Here is a 22,142-nt window from a genome sequence, read left to right on the forward strand (position 1 = left end):
CACCGTTGGCGCGGGCGTTGTTGCTAAAGTTCTCGGCTAATCGCTGATAACATTTGACGCAATGCGCATGAAAAGGGCATCATTTGATGCCCTTTTTGCACGCTTTCACATCAGAACCTGGCTCATCAGTGATTATTTTTGTCATAATCATTGCTGAGACAGGCTCTGCAGAGAGCGTATAATCCCTAAAGGGATTAAGCGTTTCGATTTGGCTCGCCTCGCAATCGCGGGGTGAAATTATTTGTAGAATTCTTCTTACAGGTTGGTTTATGAGTGCGAATACCGAAGCTCAAGGGAGCGGGCGCGGCCTGGAAGCGATGAAGTGGGTCGCTGTTGCCGTGCTGCTGATTGTGGCAATCGTTGGCAACTATCTTTATCGTGACATGATGCTGCCGCTGCGTGCGCTGGCAGTGGTGATTCTGATTGCTGCAGCGGGCGGTGTCGCGCTGTTAACGACTAAAGGTAAAGCAACCGTTGCTTTCGCGCGCGAAGCACGTACCGAAGTCCGCAAGGTAATTTGGCCAACCCGCCAGGAAACATTGCATACCACGTTGATTGTGGCTGCAGTGACTGCGGTAATGTCACTGATCCTGTGGGGACTGGATGGTATTCTGGTTCGCCTGGTATCCTTTATCACTGGCCTGAGGTTCTAAGATGTCTGAAGCCCCTAAAAAGCGTTGGTACGTCGTTCAGGCGTTTTCCGGTTTTGAAGGCCGCGTAGCTACGTCGCTGCGTGAGCATATCAAATTACACAATATGGAAGAGTTGTTTGGCGAAGTAATGGTTCCGACCGAAGAAGTGGTCGAGATCCGTGGCGGCCAGCGTCGCAAAAGCGAACGTAAATTCTTCCCGGGTTACGTGCTGGTTCAGATGGTTATGAACGACGCGAGCTGGCACCTGGTGCGCAGCGTACCGCGCGTGATGGGCTTTATCGGCGGCACGTCTGACCGTCCGGCGCCAATCAGCGACAAAGAAGTTGATGCGATTATGAACCGCCTGCAACAGGTTGGTGATAAGCCGCGTCCTAAAACGCTGTTTGAACCGGGTGAGATGGTTCGTGTTAGCGACGGTCCGTTTGCTGACTTCAACGGTGTGGTTGAAGAAGTGGACTACGAGAAGTCCCGCCTGAAAGTTTCTGTTTCTATCTTCGGTCGTGCGACCCCAGTAGAACTGGACTTTGCCCAGGTAGAAAAAGCCTAAGCAGCGATCAAAAAAGCGGCGATTTAATCGTTGCACAGGGCGCGAGATTGGAATACAATTTCGCGCCTTTTGTTTTTATGGGCTAAGCCCGTAAAACGATTTTTACATCACGGGGAGCTTCTCTGAAGCGCTATCACCCAATTTGAGGATTTTAGAATGGCTAAGAAAGTACAAGCCTACGTCAAGCTGCAGGTTGCAGCTGGTATGGCGAACCCAAGTCCACCAGTTGGTCCAGCTCTGGGTCAGCAGGGTGTTAACATCATGGAATTCTGTAAAGCGTTCAACGCCAAAACCGAATCCCTGGAAAAAGGTCTGCCAATTCCAGTCGTAATCACTGTTTACGCTGACCGTTCTTTCACTTTCGTTACCAAAACCCCTCCAGCAGCAGTTCTGCTGAAGAAAGCGGCTGGTATCAAGTCTGGTTCCGGTAAACCGAACAAAGACAAAGTGGGTAAAATTTCCCGCGCTCAGCTGCAGGAAATCGCGCAGACCAAAGCTGCCGACATGACTGGTGCCGACATTGAAGCGATGACTCGCTCAATCGAAGGTACTGCACGTTCCATGGGCCTGGTAGTGGAGGACTAAGAAATGGCTAAACTGACCAAGCGCATGTCCGTGATCCGTGACAAAGTTGATGCGACCAAACAGTACGACATCAACGAAGCTATCGCTCTGCTGAAAGAACTGGCTACTGCTAAGTTCGTTGAAAGCGTTGACGTTGCTGTTAACCTGGGCATCGATGCTCGTAAATCTGATCAGAACGTTCGTGGTGCAACTGTACTGCCACACGGTACTGGCCGTTCCGTTCGCGTAGCCGTATTTGCTCAGGGTGCCAACGCAGAAGCTGCTAAAGCTGCTGGCGCTGAACTGGTAGGTATGGAAGATCTGGCTGACCAGATCAAGAAAGGCGAAATGAACTTTGACGTTGTTATTGCATCTCCAGATGCAATGCGCGTTGTTGGCCAGCTGGGCCAGGTTCTGGGTCCACGCGGCCTGATGCCAAACCCGAAAGTGGGTACTGTAACTCCTAACGTTGCTGAAGCGGTTAAGAACGCTAAAGCTGGTCAGGTTCGTTACCGTAACGACAAAAACGGCATCATCCACACCACCATCGGTAAAGTGGACTTTGACGCTGACAAACTGAAAGAAAACCTGGAATCTCTGCTGGTTGCGCTGAAAAAAGCTAAACCAACTCAGGCTAAAGGCGTGTACATCAAGAAAGTTAGCATCTCCACCACCATGGGTGCAGGTGTTGCAGTTGATCAGGCTGGCCTGAGCGCTGCTGCAAACTAATGCCTTTACGTGGGCGGTGATTTTGTCTACAATCTTACCCCCACGTTTGCTAACGAAAGTTAGCGGCTAAAAGATTTGTTCGTTGGAGCCTGGCCTAATCCAGGCCTCCGTCGAAGACCGCAGGTGTTTCGCAAGAGACTTAATCCCCTGCGTAGACGGTGACAGAACGCTAAGATTATTTTTTGATACTCTGGCTTGTTTCTGCTCACCGTATTAAGACGCTCTTTCCGTTGGAATGAGTGAAGTGAGTTCCGGAACATGAGTTCCGGCAAACATCCAGGAGCAAAGCTAATGGCTTTAAATCTTCAAGACAAACAAGCGATTGTTGCTGAAGTCAGCGAAGTAGCCAAAGGCGCGCTGTCTGCAGTAGTTGCGGATTCCCGTGGCGTTACTGTAGACAAAATGACTGAACTGCGTAAAGCAGGTCGTGAAGCTGGCGTATACATGCGTGTTGTTCGTAACACCCTGCTGCGTCGCGTAGTTGAAGGTACTCCATTCGAGTGCCTGAAAGACACGTTTGTTGGTCCGACCCTGATTGCATACTCTATGGAACACCCGGGCGCTGCTGCTCGTCTGTTCAAAGAGTTCGCGAAAGCGAATGCAAAATTTGAGGTCAAAGCTGCAGCCTTTGAAGGTGAGTTGATCACGGCATCGAACATCGATCGCCTGGCAACCCTGCCGACCTACGAAGAAGCAATTGCACGCCTGATGGCAACCATGAAAGAAGCTTCGGCTGGCAAACTGGTTCGCACTCTGGCTGCTGTTCGCGATGCGAAAGAAGCTGCTTAATAGCAGTTATCTTTATAAAGCATTTGCTTACGTATAAACTTATTCTGATTTTCAGGAACAATTTAAATGTCTATCACTAAAGATCAAATCATTGAAGCAGTTGCAGCTATGTCCGTAATGGACGTTGTAGAACTGATCTCTGCAATGGAAGAAAAATTCGGTGTTTCCGCTGCTGCTGCTGTAGCTGTAGCTGCTGGCCCGGTTGAAGCTGCTGAAGAAAAAACTGAATTCGACGTAATTCTGAAAGCTGCTGGCGCTAACAAAGTTGCTGTTATCAAAGCAGTACGTGGCGCAACTGGCCTGGGTCTGAAAGAAGCTAAAGACCTGGTAGAATCTGCTCCAGCTGCGCTGAAAGAAGGCGTGAGCAAAGACGACGCAGAAGCACTGAAAAAATCTCTGGAAGAAGCTGGCGCTGAAGTTGAAGTTAAATAAGCCAACTTTTCTGGTTGCAGCCTAAGTAATTAGGCTGATGGCTGGTGACTTTTTAGTCACCAGCCTTTTTGCGCTGTAAGGCATCAGTAGCATTTCACACTGTTTGACTGCTGATTGTCCTGACAATGCTTGTTTCTATCGACGCCTTAATATACTGCGACAGGGTGCTCGCTCTGTGTAAATCGCAACGAAATGGTTTAAGCGTGATAGCAACAGGTATTGCGGAAAGTATTCAATTTTCCGATCAAAAAAATGGTGTTGCACAAACTGTCCCTTCGTCGGACAGATGGGTCGACTTGTCAGCGAGCTGAGGAACCCTAATGGTTTACTCCTATACCGAGAAAAAACGTATTCGTAAGGATTTTGGTAAACGTCCACAAGTTCTGGATATACCTTATCTCCTTTCTATCCAGCTTGACTCGTTCCAGAAGTTTATCGAGCAAGATCCTGAAGGGCAGTATGGTCTGGAAGCAGCTTTCCGTTCCGTATTCCCGATTAAAAGCTATAGCGGTAATTCTGAGCTGCAATACGTCAGCTACCGCCTTGGCGAACCGGTGTTTGACGTTCAGGAATGTCAGATTCGTGGCGTGACCTATTCCGCACCGCTGCGCGTAAAACTGCGTCTGGTGATCTACGAGCGCGAAGCGCCGGAAGGCACCGTTAAGGACATTAAAGAACAAGAAGTCTACATGGGTGAAATTCCACTCATGACAGACAACGGTACTTTCGTTATCAACGGTACTGAGCGTGTTATCGTTTCCCAGCTGCATCGTAGCCCGGGCGTCTTCTTCGACAGCGATAAAGGTAAAACACACTCTTCCGGTAAAGTACTGTATAACGCGCGCATCATTCCTTACCGTGGTTCCTGGCTGGACTTCGAGTTCGATCCAAAAGACAACCTGTTTGTCCGTATCGACCGTCGTCGTAAACTGCCAGCGACCATCATTTTGCGTGCGCTGCAATACACCACTGAACAGATCCTGGACCTGTTCTTCGAGAAAGTGATCTTTGAAATCCGCGACAACAAGCTGCAAATGGAGCTGGTGCCGGAACGTCTGCGTGGTGAGACCGCGTCGTTCGACATCGAAGCCGACGGCAAAGTGTATGTGGAAAAAGGTCGCCGTATCACTGCGCGCCATATCCGTCAGCTGGAAAAAGATGATATCAAACACATCGAAGTTCCGGTTGAATACATTGCTGGAAAAGTGGTCGCGAAAGATTACGTTGACGAGTCAACGGGTGAGCTGATCTGCGCTGCGAACATGGAGCTGAGCCTGGATCTGCTGGCGAAGCTGAGCCAGTCTGGCCACAAACGTATCGAAACGCTGTTCACCAACGATCTGGACCACGGCGCGTATATGTCTGAGACTATTCGCGTCGACCCAACCACCGATCGTCTGAGCGCGCTGGTAGAAATTTACCGTATGATGCGTCCTGGTGAGCCACCAACTCGCGAAGCGGCTGAAAGCCTGTTCGAGAACCTGTTCTTCTCCGAAGACCGCTATGACCTGTCTGCGGTTGGTCGTATGAAGTTCAACCGTTCTCTGCTGCGCGACGAAATCGAAGGTTCCGGTATCCTGAGCAAAGACGACATCATCGAAGTGATGAAGAAGCTCATCGATATCCGTAACGGTAAAGGCGAAGTGGACGATATCGACCACCTCGGCAACCGTCGTATCCGTTCCGTAGGCGAAATGGCGGAAAACCAGTTCCGTGTTGGCCTGGTACGTGTAGAGCGTGCGGTGAAAGAGCGTCTGTCTCTGGGCGATCTGGATACCCTGATGCCTCAGGATATGATCAACGCCAAACCGATTTCCGCAGCAGTGAAAGAGTTCTTCGGCTCCAGCCAGCTGTCTCAGTTTATGGACCAGAACAACCCGCTGTCTGAGATTACGCACAAACGTCGTATCTCTGCACTCGGCCCAGGTGGTCTGACCCGTGAACGTGCAGGCTTTGAAGTTCGAGACGTACACCCGACTCACTACGGTCGCGTATGTCCAATCGAAACGCCTGAAGGTCCAAACATCGGTCTGATCAACTCCCTGTCCGTGTACGCACAGACTAACGAATACGGCTTCCTCGAGACTCCGTACCGTAAAGTGACTGACGGTGTTGTAACTGACGAAATTCACTACCTGTCTGCTATCGAAGAAGGCAACTACGTTATCGCTCAGGCGAACTCCAACCTGGATGACGAAGGTCACTTTGAAGAAGATCTGGTTACCTGCCGTAGCAAAGGCGAATCCAGCTTGTTCAGCCGCGACCAGGTTGACTACATGGACGTATCCACCCAGCAGGTGGTATCCGTCGGTGCGTCCCTGATCCCGTTCCTGGAACACGATGACGCCAACCGTGCATTGATGGGTGCGAACATGCAACGTCAGGCCGTTCCAACTCTGCGCGCTGATAAGCCGCTGGTTGGTACCGGTATGGAACGTGCTGTTGCCGTTGACTCCGGTGTTACTGCGGTTGCTAAACGTGGCGGTACTGTTCAGTACGTGGATGCTTCCCGTATCGTTATCAAAGTTAACGAAGACGAGATGTACCCAGGTGAAGCAGGTATCGACATCTATAACCTGACCAAGTACACCCGTTCTAACCAGAACACCTGTATCAACCAGATGCCATGTGTGTCTCTGGGTGAGCCAATTGAGCGCGGCGACGTGCTGGCTGACGGCCCGTCTACCGACCTCGGTGAACTGGCGCTCGGTCAGAACATGCGCGTAGCGTTCATGCCGTGGAACGGTTACAACTTCGAAGACTCCATCCTCGTCTCCGAGCGTGTTGTTCAGGAAGATCGTTTCACCACCATCCACATTCAGGAACTGGCATGTGTGTCCCGTGACACCAAGCTGGGGCCAGAAGAGATCACCGCTGACATCCCTAACGTGGGTGAAGCTGCGCTCTCCAAACTGGATGAATCCGGTATTGTTTACATCGGTGCGGAAGTGACCGGCGGCGATATTCTGGTTGGTAAGGTAACACCGAAAGGTGAAACCCAGCTGACGCCAGAAGAGAAACTGCTGCGTGCTATCTTCGGTGAGAAAGCGTCTGACGTTAAAGACTCTTCTCTGCGCGTACCAAACGGTGTTTCCGGTACTGTTATCGACGTTCAGGTCTTCACCCGTGATGGCGTAGAGAAAGACAAACGCGCGCTCGAAATCGAAGAAATGCAGCTCAAACAGGCTAAGAAAGACCTGTCTGAAGAACTGCAAATCCTCGAAGCGGGTCTGTTCAGCCGTATTTATGCGGTGCTGGTTGCCGGTGGGGTTGAAGCTGAGAAGCTCGACAAACTGCCTCGCGATCGCTGGCTGGAACTGGGCCTGACCGACGAAGAGAAACAAAATCAGCTGGAACAGCTGGCTGAGCAGTATGACGAACTGAAACACGAGTTCGAGAAAAAACTCGAAGCGAAACGCCGTAAAATCACTCAGGGCGACGATCTGGCACCAGGCGTGCTGAAGATTGTTAAGGTGTATCTGGCTGTGAAACGTCAGATTCAGCCTGGTGATAAGATGGCAGGTCGTCACGGTAACAAGGGTGTTATCTCCAAGATCAACCCGATCGAGGATATGCCACACGATGCTAACGGTACGCCGGTAGATATCGTACTGAACCCGCTGGGCGTACCATCTCGTATGAACATCGGTCAGATCCTCGAAACCCACCTGGGTATGGCTGCGAAAGGTATTGGCGAGAAAATCAACGCCATGCTGAAACAGCAGCAAGAAGTCGCGAAACTGCGCGAGTTCATCCAGCGTGCGTACGATCTGGGTACTGACGTTCGTCAGAAAGTCGACCTGAACACCTTCAGCGATGATGAAGTTCTGCGTCTGGCGGAAAACCTGCGTAAGGGTATGCCGATCGCAACGCCAGTATTCGACGGTGCAAAAGAGTCTGAAATCAAGGAACTGTTACAGCTGGGTGGCCTGCCGACTTCCGGTCAGATCACTCTGTTCGACGGTCGTACCGGTGAGCAATTCGAGCGCCAGGTTACCGTTGGCTACATGTACATGCTGAAACTGAACCACCTGGTTGATGACAAAATGCACGCGCGTTCTACCGGTTCTTACAGCCTGGTTACTCAGCAGCCGCTGGGTGGTAAGGCTCAGTTCGGTGGTCAGCGCTTCGGTGAGATGGAAGTGTGGGCGCTGGAAGCATATGGCGCAGCATACACCCTGCAAGAAATGCTTACCGTTAAGTCTGATGACGTGAACGGCCGTACGAAGATGTATAAAAACATCGTGGACGGCAACCATCAGATGGAACCAGGTATGCCGGAATCCTTCAACGTACTGTTGAAAGAGATCCGTTCACTGGGTATCAACATCGAGCTGGAAGACGAGTAACTCTCGCTCAAACAGGTCACTGGTGCCGGGTTAATCCCCGGCACCAGATTGTGCTAACTCCGACGGGAGCAAATCCGTGAAAGACTTATTAAAGTTTCTGAAAGCGCAAACTAAAACCGAAGAGTTTGATGCGATCAAAATTGCTCTGGCCTCGCCAGACATGATCCGTTCATGGTCTTTTGGTGAAGTTAAAAAGCCAGAAACCATCAACTACCGTACGTTCAAACCTGAGCGTGACGGCCTTTTCTGTGCGCGTATTTTCGGGCCAGTAAAAGATTACGAGTGCCTGTGCGGTAAGTACAAGCGCCTGAAACACCGTGGTGTTATCTGTGAGAAGTGCGGCGTTGAAGTGACCCAGACTAAAGTGCGTCGTGAGCGCATGGGCCACATCGAGCTGGCGTCTCCGACTGCCCACATCTGGTTCCTGAAATCTCTGCCGTCCCGTATCGGTTTGCTGCTGGATATGCCGCTGCGTGATATCGAACGTGTTCTGTACTTCGAATCTTATGTTGTTATCGAAGGCGGTATGACGAATCTGGAACGTAACCAGATTCTGACCGAAGAACAGTATCTGGACGCGCTGGAAGAGTTCGGTGACGAATTCGACGCGAAGATGGGTGCGGAAGCTATCCAGGCCCTGCTGAAGAGCATGGATCTGGAGCAAGAGTGCGAGCAGCTGCGTGAAGAGCTGAACGAAACCAACTCCGAAACCAAGCGTAAAAAGCTGACCAAGCGTATTAAGCTGCTGGAAGCGTTCGTTCAGTCTGGTAACAAACCAGAGTGGATGATCCTGACCGTTCTGCCGGTTCTGCCGCCAGATCTGCGTCCGCTGGTTCCACTGGATGGTGGTCGTTTCGCAACGTCCGATCTGAACGATCTGTACCGTCGCGTCATCAACCGTAACAACCGTCTGAAGCGCCTGCTGGATCTGGCTGCGCCAGATATCATCGTACGCAACGAAAAACGTATGCTGCAGGAAGCGGTAGATGCCCTGCTGGATAACGGTCGTCGCGGTCGTGCGATCACCGGTTCTAACAAACGTCCTCTGAAATCTTTGGCCGATATGATCAAAGGTAAACAGGGTCGTTTCCGTCAGAACCTGCTCGGTAAGCGTGTTGACTACTCCGGTCGTTCTGTAATCACCGTAGGTCCATACCTGCGTCTGCATCAGTGCGGTCTGCCGAAGAAAATGGCACTGGAGCTGTTCAAACCGTTCATCTACGGCAAGCTGGAACTGCGTGGCCTGGCCACCACCATCAAAGCCGCTAAGAAAATGGTTGAGCGTGAAGAAGCTGTCGTTTGGGATATCCTGGACGAAGTTATCCGCGAACACCCGGTACTGCTGAACCGTGCACCAACACTGCACCGTCTGGGTATCCAGGCATTTGAGCCAGTACTGATCGAAGGTAAAGCTATCCAGCTGCACCCGCTGGTTTGTGCGGCCTATAACGCCGACTTCGATGGTGACCAGATGGCTGTTCACGTACCGCTGACGCTGGAAGCCCAGCTCGAAGCGCGTGCGCTGATGATGTCTACCAACAACATCCTGTCCCCAGCGAACGGTGAACCAATCATCGTTCCTTCTCAGGACGTTGTATTGGGTCTGTACTACATGACCCGTGACTGTGTTAACGCCAAAGGCGAAGGCATGGTGCTGACTGGCCCTAAAGAAGCTGAGCGTATTTACCGCGCTGGCCTGGCCTCTCTGCATGCGCGCGTTAAAGTGCGTATCACCGAATATGAAAAAGATGAAAACGGCGAGTTCGTCGCGAAAACCAGCATTAAGGACACGACCGTTGGCCGTGCCATTCTGTGGATGATCGTGCCGAAAGGTCTGCCTTTCTCCATCGTCAACCAGGCGCTGGGCAAGAAAGCAATCTCCAAAATGCTGAACACCTGTTACCGCATTCTGGGCCTGAAGCCGACCGTTATCTTCGCTGACCAGACAATGTACACCGGCTTTGCTTATGCAGCGCGTTCAGGTGCATCTGTTGGTATTGATGACATGGTCATCCCAGAGAAGAAACACGAAATCATCTCTGAAGCGGAAGCTGAAGTTGCTGAGATCCAGGAGCAGTTCCAGTCTGGTCTGGTAACCGCGGGCGAACGCTATAACAAAGTTATCGATATCTGGGCTGCGGCGAACGATCGCGTATCCAAAGCGATGATGGATAACCTGCAAACCGAAACCGTTATTAACCGTGACGGCGTAGAAGAGCAGCAGGTTTCCTTCAACAGCATCTACATGATGGCCGACTCCGGTGCGCGTGGTTCTGCAGCACAGATTCGTCAGCTGGCAGGTATGCGTGGTCTGATGGCGAAGCCAGATGGCTCCATCATCGAAACGCCAATCACCGCGAACTTCCGTGAAGGTCTGAACGTACTCCAGTACTTCATCTCTACTCACGGTGCTCGTAAAGGTCTGGCGGATACCGCACTGAAAACCGCGAACTCCGGTTATCTGACGCGTCGTCTGGTTGACGTTGCGCAGGATCTGGTTGTTACCGAAGACGATTGTGGCACCCTCGAAGGTATCACCATGACCCCGGTTATCGAGGGTGGTGATGTTAAAGAGCCACTGCGCGATCGCGTTCTGGGTCGTGTAGCTGCGGAAGACATCCTGAAGCCGGGTACCGCAGACATTCTGGTTCCACGCAACACGCTGCTGCACGAGCACTGGTGTGATCTGCTGGAAGCCAACTCTGTTGACTCAGTGAAAGTGCGTTCCGTTGTATCCTGTGACACCGACTTTGGTGTTTGTGCGCACTGCTATGGTCGTGACCTGGCGCGTGGCCACATCATCAACAAAGGTGAAGCAATCGGCGTTATCGCGGCACAGTCAATCGGTGAGCCGGGTACACAGCTGACGATGCGTACGTTCCACATCGGTGGTGCGGCATCTCGTGCGGCTGCTGAATCCAGCATCCAGGTGAAAAACAAAGGTAGCATCAAGCTCAGCAACGCGAAGTCTGTTGTTAACTCCGCAGGCAAGCTGGTTGTGACCTCTCGTAACACCGAGCTGAAGCTGATCGACGAATTCGGTCGTACCAAAGAGAGCTATAAAGTGCCTTACGGTGCTGTTATGGCGAAAGGTGATGGCGAGCAGGTTGCTGGCGGCGAAACCGTAGCAAACTGGGATCCACACACCATGCCGGTTATCACCGAAGTAAGTGGTTTCATCCGCTTCACTGACATGATCGACGGCCAGACCATTACTCGTCAGACTGACGAGCTGACCGGTCTGTCTTCTCTGGTGGTTCTGGATTCTGCTGAACGTACTGCCGGTGGTAAAGATCTGCGTCCTGCACTGAAAATCGTTGATGCTCAGGGTAACGACGTTCTGATCCCAGGCACCGACATGCCTGCGCAGTACTTCCTGCCAGGTAAAGCGATCGTTCAGTTGGAAGATGGCATTCAGATCGGTGCGGGTGATGCTCTGGCGCGTATTCCTCAGGAATCCAGCGGTACCAAGGACATCACCGGTGGTCTGCCACGCGTTGCGGATCTGTTCGAAGCACGTCGTCCGAAAGAGCCTGCAATCCTGGCTGAAATCAGCGGTATCATTTCCTTCGGTAAAGAGACCAAAGGTAAACGCCGTCTGGTTATCACTCCAGTAGATGGTAGCGAGCCGTACGAAGAGATGATTCCTAAGTGGCGTCAGCTCAACGTGTTCGAAGGTGAACGTGTAGAACGTGGTGACGTGGTTTCCGATGGTCCAGAAGCGCCGCACGACATTCTGCGTCTTCGTGGCGTACACGCGGTAACGCGTTACATCACCAACGAAGTACAGGACGTTTACCGTCTGCAAGGCGTTAAGATTAACGATAAGCACATCGAAGTTATCGTTCGTCAGATGCTGCGTAAAGCAACCATCGAAAATGCTGGCAGCTCCGACTTCCTGGAAGGCGAGCAGGTTGAATACTCACGCGTTAAGATCGCTAACCGCGATCTGGAAGCGAACGGCAAAATCGGTGCGACCTTTGCACGTGATCTGCTGGGTATCACCAAAGCGTCTCTGGCAACCGAGTCCTTCATCTCCGCAGCATCGTTCCAGGAGACTACACGTGTCCTGACCGAAGCAGCTGTTGCGGGTAAACGTGATGAACTGCGCGGTCTGAAAGAGAACGTTATCGTGGGTCGTCTGATCCCGGCTGGTACCGGTTATGCGTACCATCAGGATCGTATGCGTCGTCGTGCAGCGGGCGAACTGCCAGCCGCACCGCAGGTCACTGCTGAAGATGCATCCGCGAGCCTGGCAGAACTGCTGAACGCAGGTCTGGGTGGTTCCGACAACGATTAATCGTTGATGCCCGGTGGTGAAAATTGCCGGGCATAGGATCGTAGGTCGGGTAAGCATCGCGCCACCTGACAATAAAAAACCCGCTTCGGCGGGTTTTTTTACATCTGCATGTTTTCAGTTTACCAACGGGATCCGTCGATAAAGCTCAATCATGTCGCCCGCCAGATCCTGGATAACCATCGCGTTCATCAAGTGATCCTGAGAATGAACAGTGATCAGGTTGACCGGAAGCTTCCCGGTGCCTTCATCAAGACCAATCAGCTGCGTCTGGATCGTGTGCGCATGTTTCACATATTCGCGCGACTCTTCCATCGCTTTTTCGGCTTCGGCAAAGTCACCTTTACGAGCCATCTGCAATGCAGTCAGGGCTGCACTGCGCGCTGCGCCCGCATTGACCAGTAATTCCATGATCGTTGTTTCTAAATCTTCCACAGGTCACTCCAGCAGTTTGAGGGCTTTTTCCAGTACGACATCGCCTTTCATCATGCCGTAATCCATCATGTCGATAACCGCGACCTTTTTACCCAGCGGGTCTGCCTGCGCCTGAAGTTTTGCCAGCTCGTATTTTACCTGTGGCCCCAGTAATACGATGTCGGCGGCGGCAATGTTGTCTTTAAACTCCGCAACCGGGACGGCTTTAATGGTTACTTCAACCCCTTTTTTCTGCGCGGCATCTTTCATTCGTTGAACCAGCATACTGGTCGACATTCCCGCTGCACAGCATAAAACGATGTTCTTCATAGTCAGCCTCGATGTACATGTGTTTATTGATAATTATCCCGTGCAGACCGCTTCAACAACCGCTTTACCGCGATTGTGTGTTTGGCATCACAAAGAAATCGGCAATTTTCTGAAACCGGTTACAATTTTACATCTGTAGGCAATATGCCCGTTGAAACGGGCACAGAGAAAGGAGAGGGGTTAGTTATCGGAGGTTTGCAAAATGCGATTTTTACCCTGCTGTTTGGCTTTATAAAGTGCACCATCTACGGTGCCAATAAACTGCTCAAGTGGCTCGAAATGCCATTCGCCCAGCCCGGCGCTGAATGTCACGTGCAGATTCTCTTCACGCCATGCGCGCTTCTCCACCGCGATACGCCATGTATCCAGTAATTCGTGAGACAGCGCGAACAGCTCCGAGCGGAAGATAACCGCAAACTCCTCACCGCCGTAGCGATAAACAGAGACGTTATGTGGCTGCATAACCTGAAGCCCTTCACGCGCGACGTTGCGCAGAACGATATCACCGCTCAAATGTCCCCAGGTGTCATTGATGGATTTGAAGTTATCAATGTCGACCAGCGCCAGGGCAAATGGCTGATGGTTATTGAGCAGCTCAGCAATGTCGTTGTCGAAAGCACGACGGTTTTTACAGCCTGTCAGCGCATCGTGGGTCGCCTGGCGCACATAGGCAAGTTCCCGTTCTTTGTTTGACTGAATGGTATGGCTGAGCATCGCTTCAAGGCGAGGCGCCGTGCTGACATCCCCGGTTTTGATCGCGTTAATGATGTTCATCAGAACGGTGCGTGAGGCATGGCGCAGGTATAAACCAAACAGGATGATAATGAGGCTTGCCAGCGCCAATCCCCAGCCGACGATAGCTGTCTCATGTTGGGTGATCCCGATGAGTGTAGAATCAGCCACCCGGTAGATAACAAACCAGTCGGGGTTGGTAAACGAGTAGTAGTAAAACCAGGTTTTGCTTTCCGGGTCATAAAGATGGCCCTCACCGCTGGTCATTTTATCCATCAGCGCTTCGCTGACGTACGGCTTAAAAAGTGCCCCGGTATCAGGGTGCAGCACGACAGTACCATCCCGCTCCACGATAAAAAACTCGCCTTGTACGGGGGCGACCATTTGCCGCAGTGTAAATCCCATTGACGTCAGGTCGAGGTGAAATGCGAGCGTCCCTTTCAGGCGCCCCTCTGGCGAAATAACGGGTTTAAAGAGTGTGACCGTAGGATGTCCGGTGAAGTAATCCATATAAGGATGGGTATAGCGGCTGAAAGTACTGGCTTCTGCCTGGCCGATAAACCACGGGCGGGTGCGGGCATCAAATGTTTTGCTCTTGTCCGTGGGCAGAACTTCCGGGGCACGCAGATAATGCCCTTGTGTGTCGGACAGCGAGATGGAAGAGACGGTCGGCATCAGATTCTGAAGATGCATCAATACCTGCAATCCTTCACCTGGATTGGTGTTTATTGTTTGATTCAGCCTGTCATTACGTGCGAAGAAGGTGGCTGCTCGTCCAAGGATATAGTCATTTTCATGCAGGATGGATTCGGTGTAGATCACCGCAAGGTTGTGGGTGAAGTTTCCGTTAATCTTATGATAATCATTAAGAAAATTACTGCGCTGGGACAGGGTGATAAACACAGCGACCAGAATAAAACTGAGCAGGATCCCCGCGAAACTGATCATAATCGGCCTGGTGAAAGATAGTTTTCTGCTATGAAGTGCCATGAGTTGTAAATCAGTCCAGATGATGTGAAGCGTGAGAGCAATGAGTATCCTCTGAGCATAGTCGCTACCCGGATGTTGGCGGTTAATTATACGCGTAAGGTTTCAATGCAAGATGATTTACCTTAAGAAACGATAATAAATTTCGTATTTATTTGATGAATTAAAATTTTGTTGTAGTGATCAAGAGAAGGCAGGGCGAATCGAGGAAGAAGCTATTCGCCCTGGTCAGCGTCCGTTGCTGACGAAGAAAGCATAAAAAAACCGGGTGATGTCTGACAACCACCCGGTTATAACGCTACGAAGCTTCTCGGCAACTTTCTGCACCGTTGCACGGTGTTTCATCGTAATTGCGAAGCGCGCCCCAACCAGCTATCCCAGTCTTTCCATACCGGTTGTAACCCCTGTTCTGCAAGCGCATCTGCCACGGCTTCAGGGCGTCGGCCATCGTGGGGCGCAAACTGTTCCAGCTCGGGATGGTCATCGGCATAACCCCCTGGCTGGGTTTTGGAAAAGGCACTGACATTGTTGATAGCCAGCGGGATAACACGGTCACGAAACGCCGGTGATTCGCGTGTGGAGAGTGACAGTTCCACCTCCGGCGCGAACAGGCGAAATGCACAGATGGTCTGAACAAGCTGGCGTTCATCCATCAGCGAAGCCGGCTCTATTCCCCCTGCGCACGGACGCAAACGTGGGAAAGAGATCGAGTAGCGGCTTTGCCAGTAGTGTTGCTGTAGCCACAGCAGGTGCTCCGCCACCATATAGCAATCTACCCGCCAGCTATCAGAAAGCCCAATCAACGCACCCAGCCCGATTTTGTCAATCCCGGCACGTCCAAGCCTGTCTGGCGTCTCCAGCCTGAAGAAAAAATCCTGTTTTTTCCCTTTCAGGTGATGCTGCGCGTACATCGCCTCGTGATAGGTTTCCTGGTAGACCATTACGCCATCAAGCCCCAGTCCTTTAAGCTCGGCGTATTCGTCCTCAGAAAGGGGCTGAACCTCCATCTGTAACGATGAAAACTCGCGGCGAATGGCAGGAAGATGCTGGCGAAAATAGTCCATCCCGACTTTCCCCTGATGCTCTCCGGTTACCAGTAGCAGATGTTCGAATCCCATCTCGCGTATGGCGGCACACTCGCGGGCGATTTCCTGCTCATCCAGCGTTTTGCGTTTGATACGGTTGCTCATGGAAAAACCGCAGTAGGTGCAGTCATTGGCGCACAGGTTAGAGAGATAAAGCGGCACGTAAAAGCTGACTGTGTTGCCAAAACGTTGTCGGGTAAGACGCTGTGCGCGCCGGGCCATCGGCTCCAGATAAGCGCTGGCCGCAGGGGAGAGCAAGGCCATCAGGTCCTCACGGGTCAGATGACGGGCATTTAACGCCCGCTCCACATCTGCTGACGTTTTACTGTTGATGCGCAGGCGAATATCGTCCCAGTTGAGCTGCCGCCAGCGGTCGGTAAAAGTGGTCATCAGAGCGCCTCCAGAAAGCCGGTCAGCGGGCTGGTGGCCCGCGCAAGAGGGCTACGTGACCCGGGGCCAGACTGACGTGCCAGCATGCCCGCTTCCACCGCCAGACGAAACGCGCGCGCCATCATCACGGGATCGTCTGCCACCGCAATTGCGGTGTTGACCAGTACGGCATCGGCCCCCATTTCCAGCGCCTGCGCGGCATGGCTCGGAACACCAATACCAGCATCAACTACTACTGGTACGGTTGCCTGTTCAATAATTATCTCCAGCATGGCGCGGGTTTCCAGCCCCTGATTGGAACCAATAGGCGCGCCCAGCGGCATCACGGCGGCACAGCCCACTTCTTCCAGCCGTTTGCACAATACCGGATCGGCCCCGCAATAGGGCAGAACGGTAAAACCAAGCTGGACCAGCTTTTCGGCGGCTTTCAGGGTTTCGATTGGGTCGGGCAGCAGCCAGCGGGCATCAGGATGAATTTCAAGTTTCAGCCAGGGCGTCCCCAGCGCTTCTCGTGCCAACTGGGCGGCAAAAATCGCCTCTTCTGCGGTTTTTGCTCCGGAGGTGTTTGGTAGCAAGGTCACGCCAGCCGCCAGCAGTGGCCCGAGTATGGCATCGCTGTGATTGCGCAGATCAACGCGCTTCATAGCGAGCGTTACCAGCTGGCTACCACTTTCCTGAATGGCATCGACCATTAGCTGCGGTGACGCGAATTTTCCGGTTCCGGTAAAGAGATGTGAATCAAAGGTTTTGTCGGCAATACGTAACATATCAACCCCCTGCGATAACCTGAAACAGCAGGATGTTGTCGCCTTCGCGCACCTGCTGATGCTCCCACTGCTCACGCGGCAGGATCTGTTGATTAAGTGCCAGAGCTGTTCCCGGCTTCAGTTGGCGCAATTTGTCGAGCAGTATGGCGATGGTGAGCCCATCGTCGCACTTCAGCGGTTCGTCATTAAACAGAATGCGCATTCTGGCCTCCACACACCGGACATTGGCTTGCGCGGTGTAACGCCAGGTGTCGCCAGCCGCCAGAGCGGGCATCAAACAGCCGCAGCGTATTGCGATCCGTCTTCATATCGCTGAGTAACTTAATGGCCTCCAGTGCCTGCAATGTCCCCATTACACCCACCACAGGCCCAAGAATGCCCGCGGTGCGGCAGTTGCGTTCCGGCTCGGCATCGTCTGGCCACAGGCAGCGATAGCACCCCTGCGCCCAGGGCGGCGTGAGCACCATCATTTGCCCGCCGAAACCGACCGCACTGGCGGTGATCAACGGCGTGTTATGTGTTACGCAGGCGGCGTTGATGGCCTGGCGGGTTGCCATATTGTCGGTGCAATCCAGCACAACATCCGCAAGCGCCACTTCGCGTAGCAGGTCTTCACCCGCCAGACGCTCTTGCAGGGCGATAAGTTCGATATCAGGGTTGAGCTGGTTTAGCCGCTGCCGGGTGATACGCGCTTTGGGCTGGTTAATATCGTCGGTGGTAAAAAGGATCTGGCGTTGCAGGTTGCTGAGATGCACGTCGTCGTCATCCGCCAGCACCAGCGTACCCACGCCCGCTCCAGCCAGATACAGCGCGGCGGGCGTCCCTAATCCTCCCAGCCCGACAACTAACACCCGGCTTTCAAGAAGTTTTTTCTGGCCGTCGATAGCGATATCTTCCAGCAGTATCTGCCGGCTGTAGCGCATAAAGTCGCGATCATTCATCACCTGCTCCTGCCAGCTGTAACAGCTGTTCGGTGGCGGCCTGCCAGTCTGCGGCCTGGGTGATGGCGCTGACGACGGCAATACTGCCAACGCCCGTCTCCAGCACAGCCGGAGCCCGTTCAAGGCTAATGCCGCCGATGGCGACGGTCGGATAATCGGTCAGTCGCTGAATATGACCAGCCAGCTGCCCAAGCCCCTGGGGTGCTGAAGGCATCTGTTTGGTCTGTGTCGGGAAGACGTGGCCAAGTGCGATATAAGAGGGGCGTGCGGCGAGCGCCACATCGATCTCCATGTCGTCGTGGGTTGAAACCCCCAAACGCAGTCCGGCTTTACGGATAGCGTCCAGATCCGTTGTCTCCAGGTCTTCCTGACCCAGGTGCACGCCGTAAGCCTGGTGCTTAATGGCCAGTCGCCAGTAGTCGTTGATAAACAGGCGGGCCTCATAACGACGTCCCAGTTCAATGGCGGCGACCACATCGGCCTCCACCTCTTCATCACGTTTATCTTTGATGCGCAGCTGGATGGTGCGAACGCCTGCCTCCAGCAGGCGCGCAATCCACTCAACGCTATCCACTACCGGGTAAAGCCCTAGCCGAAAGGGAACCGGTGGGAAATCAGGCTGATACATTACGCCTCCTCTTTTTTGAGGTAGATTTCGCCGCCTTTTGCGCGGAAGTTATCTGACATGTCCGCCATGCCCACTTCAATAGCCTGTGCCGCTGCGTAATCACGCACTTCCTGGGTGATTTTCATGGAGCAGAACTTTGGCCCGCACATGGAGCAGAAGTGCGCCACTTTACCGGATTCCTGTGGCAGGGTTTCGTCGTGGTAGGCGCGGGCGGTGAACGGGTCGAGCGCCAGGTTGAACTGATCTTCCCAGCGGAATTCGAAGCGTGCTTTCGACATCGCGTTATCACGGATTTGCGCGCCCGGATGGCCTTTCGCCAGATCCGCTGCGTGGGCAGCAATTTTGTAGGTGATCAGACCCTGTTTGACATCTTCTTTGTTCGGCAGACCGAGGTGCTCTTTCGGCGTTACGTAGCAGAGCATGGCGCAGCCGAACCAGCCGATCATCGCCGCGCCAATCCCGGAGGTGAAGTGGTCGTAGCCTGGCGCGATATCTGTGGTCAATGGCCCCAGAGTATAGAACGGCGCTTCGTGGCAGTGCTCCAGCTCTTCGGTCATGTTGCGGCGGATCATCTGCATAGGGACATGTCCCGGGCCTTCAATCATTACCTGCACGTCATACTCCCAGGCGATTTTGGTCAGTTCGCCCAGCGTATGCAGTTCGGCAAACTGCGCTTCGTCGTTGGCATCCTGAATCGAGCCTGGACGCAGGCCATCGCCCAGTGAGAGCGAAACGTCGTAGGCTGCGCAGATTTCGCAAATCTCGCGGAAGTGCTGGTACAGGAAGTTTTCCTGATGGTGCGACAGGCACCATTTGGCCATGATTGAGCCGCCGCGCGAGACAATCCCGGTCAGGCGTTTAGCGGTCATCGGCACATAACGCAGCAGCACACCGGCGTGGATGGTGAAATAGTCCACACCCTGTTCAGCCTGCTCCAGCAGCGTATCGCGGAAGGCTTCCCAGGTGAGGTTTTCGGCGATGCCGTTCACTTTTTCCAGCGCCTGATAAATGGGCACAGTACCAATCGGTACCGGGCTGTTACGCAGGATCCACTCGCGGGTTTCGTGGATGTAACGTCCGGTAGAGAGGTCCATCACCGTGTCTGCACCCCAGCGGGTAGACCAGACCAGTTTTTCCACCTCTTCTTCAATGGAGGAGGTCACCGCCGAGTTACCAATGTTGGCGTTGACCTTCACCAGGAAGTTACGCCCGATGATCATCGGCTCTGATTCAGGGTGGTTGATGTTCGCAGGGATAATGGCGCGCCCGGCGGCCACTTCGTCACGCACAAATTCCGGGGTGATATTTTCCGGCAGACGCGCGCCGAAACCTTCTCCTGGATGCTGGTGGCGCAGCACTTCACCGCGAATACGTTCACGTCCCATATTTTCGCGGATGGCGATGAACTCCATTTCCGGCGTGACGATACCCTGGCGTGCATAGTGTAGCTGGGTTACGCATTTGCCTGCTGAGGCGCGTTTCGGGGTCAGCAGGCCGGTGAAGCGCAGCTCGTCCAGACCGTCGTCGGCCAGGCGCTCTTTGGTATATGCGGAGCTTTGCTCGTTGAGTTCTTCGCTGTCATTACGGGCGTCAATCCACGGCTGGCGCAGCTTTGCCAGACCCTGCTGAACGTTGATCGCAATCTCAGGATCGCCATACGGGCCAGAGGTGTCATACACCGGGATCGCTTCGTTATCTTCAAACTGCGGATCCTCTTTGCTGCCGCCAATGAGCGTTGGGCTAAGCTGGATTTCACGCATCGGGACGCGGATATCCGCCTGAGAGCCGGTAATGTAAATGCGGTTTGAGTTCGGGAAAGCAGTGCCTTCCAGGGTGTCGATGAAGTGTTGTGCTTGTGCGCGTTGTTCGCGACGGGTCAGTTTAGTGGTAGACATAGCTCATTCCAAAAGTGAAGGACATGGCTTGTCAGACGACGGATGAAGCAAGAGGAGATCGCCCAGGGGCGATACAACAGCAGTGTAACTCTTGTTCCCTTCGCAGGTATTAGCCTGATCAGGTTCCGCGGATCCCGAATTAACGGTCTCAGCCCGCGTTTTTGCAAACGCTGGGCACTCCGACAAGAAAAATCCCCCTCGTGAGAGGGGCGAATGTTTGTAAATTACTCGTTAACGATTAAGAACTCAAGCAGGCCGCGCGATGTTCTCTTCGTTACTGATGTTCAAATCGTTGTCCAGCGCGAGGGCGATCAGCTTATCTTCCAGCGTAAATCGCTCTTCCAGGGCTTCGCCAAGATCGGACAGCGCCTGCTGGAACTCAAGATAGTTATCGTGATCAATAGCGTTCTCAAGCGTGGAGTCGTAGTAGTCCATAATCTGCTGAGTGTTGGCTTCCAGCAGCGGATAGAGTTTGCTGGCCGCTAAATACGGCGTTGTCCCTTCCATTTCGCGGATAATACGTTCATAAATATTGAAATGGCCGTCGGACAAGTAGTCGACCAGGCTCTGACAAAAATCATCCAGCGCTTTTTCGTTCAGGCGCATGTAGGATTCTTTGCCAGGCTTAATGCCGACCAGATTGTAATAAGCCACGAGCAGATGCTTGCGTACATGTAGCCAGCGATCCACCAGTTTGTTACTTCCTCCAACGCGCTCTGTCAGGCTTTCCAGCTGGTTTAACATGTTCGACTCCGCAAGGTTTAGAATTGAATCTGCTTACCCAAAATTTAACCACGATGCTAACAACATGTCAGTGAAGCGAAGGTAGTGCAATAGATATGGATCGTATTATTGAAAAATCAGATCTCGGTTGGTGGTTAGTCAGTTACGAACAAAAATTATGGTTGCCCGCAGGGGAAATACCCTATGGCGCGGCAGAAAAATTCGATCTTGTGGGCCAACCTGCGCTGAGGATCGGCGAGTGGCAGGGCGATCCTGTGTGGATGATCCAGCAGGCCCGCCGTCAGGATATGGGATCGGTTCGTCAGGTACTCGATCTTGATGTCGGGCTGTTCCAGCTGGCTGGCCGCGGCGTGCAGCTGGCGGAGTTTTACCGTTCGCATAAATACTGCGGCTATTGCGGCCATACCATGCATCCGAGCAAAACCGAATGGGCGATGCTGTGCAGCCACTGCCGGGAACGTTACTACCCGCAAATTGCGCCGTGCATCATTGTCGCTATCCGCCGGGAAGATTCGATCCTGCTGGCGCAACACACCCGCCATCGCAACGGCGTACACACCGTGTTAGCCGGATTCGTTGAAGTGGGTGAGACGCTGGAGCAGGCCGTAGCACGCGAAGTCATGGAAGAGAGCGGGATTACGGTGAAAAACCTGCGCTATGTCACCTCACAGCCCTGGCCGTTCCCGCAATCACTGATGACCGCGTTTATGGCCGAATACGACAGCGGCGAGATTGTTATCGACCAGAAAGAGCTGCTGGAGGCGAACTGGTATCGTTACGACGATTTACCGCTGTTACCACCGCCGGGCACCGTGGCGCGCCGGCTGATAGAAGATACCGTCGCAATGTGTCGGGCTGATGCTGAGTGA

19 protein-coding genes and 1 riboswitch are annotated in these 22,142 nt (G+C 53.1%); of the genes, 9 read left to right on the forward strand and 10 right to left on the reverse strand.

Annotated elements, in window-relative coordinates:
• Nucleotides 1-269: 269 nt before the first annotated feature.
• The 8 genes from secE to rpoC all read left to right on the forward strand — a co-directional run bounded on the left by secE (nt 270) and on the right by rpoC (nt 12,363).
• Nucleotides 270-653, forward strand: coding sequence for a preprotein translocase subunit SecE (gene secE / locus ACS603_RS22595; protein ID WP_014068449.1), 384 nt, complete (start codon nt 270-272; stop codon nt 651-653).
• Between the two features lies 1 nt (nt 654).
• Nucleotides 655-1,200, forward strand: coding sequence for a transcription termination/antitermination protein NusG (gene nusG / locus ACS603_RS22600; protein WP_002438628.1), 546 nt, complete (start codon nt 655-657; stop codon nt 1,198-1,200).
• Between the two features lie 156 nt (nt 1,201-1,356).
• A complete protein-coding gene (gene rplK / locus ACS603_RS22605; protein WP_008503452.1) occupies nt 1,357-1,785 on the forward strand; it encodes a 50S ribosomal protein L11 in 429 nt (142 codons plus the stop codon).
• Nucleotides 1,786-1,788: 3 nt separating this feature from the next.
• Nucleotides 1,789-2,493 (forward strand): 50S ribosomal protein L1, encoded by a 705-nt coding sequence (rplA, locus tag ACS603_RS22610; RefSeq protein ID WP_006176745.1) that lies wholly within the window; start codon nt 1,789-1,791, stop codon nt 2,491-2,493.
• A 291-nt stretch (nt 2,494-2,784) separates the two neighbouring features.
• Complete coding sequence (gene rplJ / locus ACS603_RS22615) at nt 2,785-3,282, forward strand: 50S ribosomal protein L10 (RefSeq protein ID WP_182063248.1); 498 nt, start codon at nt 2,785-2,787, stop codon at nt 3,280-3,282.
• Between the two features lie 66 nt (nt 3,283-3,348).
• Nucleotides 3,349-3,714, forward strand: a complete 366-nt coding sequence (gene rplL, locus ACS603_RS22620) for a 50S ribosomal protein L7/L12 (RefSeq protein ID WP_000028879.1) — start codon at nt 3,349-3,351, stop codon at nt 3,712-3,714.
• 320 nt (nt 3,715-4,034) lie between these two features.
• Nucleotides 4,035-8,063, forward strand: a complete 4,029-nt coding sequence (rpoB, locus tag ACS603_RS22625; protein WP_182063249.1) for a DNA-directed RNA polymerase subunit beta — start codon at nt 4,035-4,037, stop codon at nt 8,061-8,063.
• Nucleotides 8,064-8,139: 76 nt separating this feature from the next.
• The gene (rpoC, locus tag ACS603_RS22630; protein ID WP_182063250.1) at nt 8,140-12,363 is read left to right on the forward strand and encodes a DNA-directed RNA polymerase subunit beta'; all 4,224 of its coding nucleotides are present in this window, start codon (nt 8,140-8,142) and stop codon (nt 12,361-12,363) included.
• A gap of 114 nt (nt 12,364-12,477) precedes the next feature.
• On the opposite strand, the gene ACS603_RS22635 is transcribed toward rpoC, so the two are convergent.
• The 10 genes from ACS603_RS22635 to rsd all read right to left on the reverse strand — a co-directional run bounded on the left by ACS603_RS22635 (nt 12,478) and on the right by rsd (nt 21,273).
• On the reverse strand, nt 12,478-12,795 hold the full coding sequence (locus tag ACS603_RS22635) for a PTS lactose/cellobiose transporter subunit IIA (protein WP_061706801.1): 318 nt from the start codon (nt 12,793-12,795) through the stop codon (nt 12,478-12,480).
• Nucleotides 12,796-12,798: 3 nt separating this feature from the next.
• Nucleotides 12,799-13,104 carry a PTS sugar transporter subunit IIB gene (locus tag ACS603_RS22640; protein WP_182063251.1) on the reverse strand — a complete coding sequence of 102 codons (306 nt, stop codon included), beginning with the start codon at nt 13,102-13,104 and terminating at the stop codon, nt 12,799-12,801.
• Nucleotides 13,105-13,284: 180 nt separating this feature from the next.
• Nucleotides 13,285-14,826, reverse strand: a complete 1,542-nt coding sequence (locus tag ACS603_RS22645; RefSeq protein ID WP_474944965.1) for a sensor domain-containing diguanylate cyclase — start codon at nt 14,824-14,826, stop codon at nt 13,285-13,287.
• A 338-nt stretch (nt 14,827-15,164) separates the two neighbouring features.
• Entirely contained in the window at nt 15,165-16,298 is a 1,134-nt protein-coding gene (gene thiH / locus ACS603_RS22650) for a 2-iminoacetate synthase ThiH (protein ID WP_182063253.1), read from the reverse strand.
• On the reverse strand, nt 16,298-17,065 hold the full coding sequence (thiG, locus tag ACS603_RS22655; RefSeq protein WP_182063254.1) for a thiazole synthase: 768 nt from the start codon (nt 17,063-17,065) through the stop codon (nt 16,298-16,300). The genes thiH and thiG overlap by 1 nt, the downstream gene beginning before the upstream one ends.
• Nucleotide 17,066: 1 nt before the next feature.
• Entirely contained in the window at nt 17,067-17,267 is a 201-nt protein-coding gene (gene thiS / locus ACS603_RS22660; RefSeq protein ID WP_182063255.1) for a sulfur carrier protein ThiS, read from the reverse strand.
• Nucleotides 17,251-18,006 (reverse strand): HesA/MoeB/ThiF family protein, encoded by a 756-nt coding sequence (locus ACS603_RS22665; protein WP_474944966.1) that lies wholly within the window; start codon nt 18,004-18,006, stop codon nt 17,251-17,253. The genes thiS and ACS603_RS22665 overlap by 17 nt, the downstream gene beginning before the upstream one ends.
• Complete coding sequence (gene thiE, locus ACS603_RS22670; protein WP_182063257.1) at nt 17,999-18,634, reverse strand: thiamine phosphate synthase; 636 nt, start codon at nt 18,632-18,634, stop codon at nt 17,999-18,001. The genes ACS603_RS22665 and thiE overlap by 8 nt, the downstream gene beginning before the upstream one ends.
• Nucleotides 18,634-20,529, reverse strand: coding sequence for a phosphomethylpyrimidine synthase ThiC (thiC, locus tag ACS603_RS22675; RefSeq protein ID WP_182063258.1), 1,896 nt, complete (start codon nt 20,527-20,529; stop codon nt 18,634-18,636). Before thiC ends, thiE begins: the two co-directional genes overlap by 1 nt.
• Before the next feature lie 78 nt (nt 20,530-20,607).
• Nucleotides 20,608-20,721: riboswitch (TPP riboswitch) on the reverse strand.
• A gap of 54 nt (nt 20,722-20,775) precedes the next feature.
• Nucleotides 20,776-21,273: a sigma D regulator gene (gene rsd, locus ACS603_RS22680; RefSeq protein ID WP_182063259.1), complete on the reverse strand. Its 498-nt coding sequence runs from the start codon at nt 21,271-21,273 to the stop codon at nt 20,776-20,778.
• 95 nt (nt 21,274-21,368) lie between these two features.
• Here rsd and nudC point away from each other — a divergent pair, with 95 nt between their 5' ends.
• On the forward strand, nt 21,369-22,142 hold the full coding sequence (nudC, locus tag ACS603_RS22685; RefSeq protein WP_182063260.1) for an NAD(+) diphosphatase: 774 nt from the start codon (nt 21,369-21,371) through the stop codon (nt 22,140-22,142).

The organism is Enterobacter sp. Li2LvB3 (genome assembly GCF_056156645.1).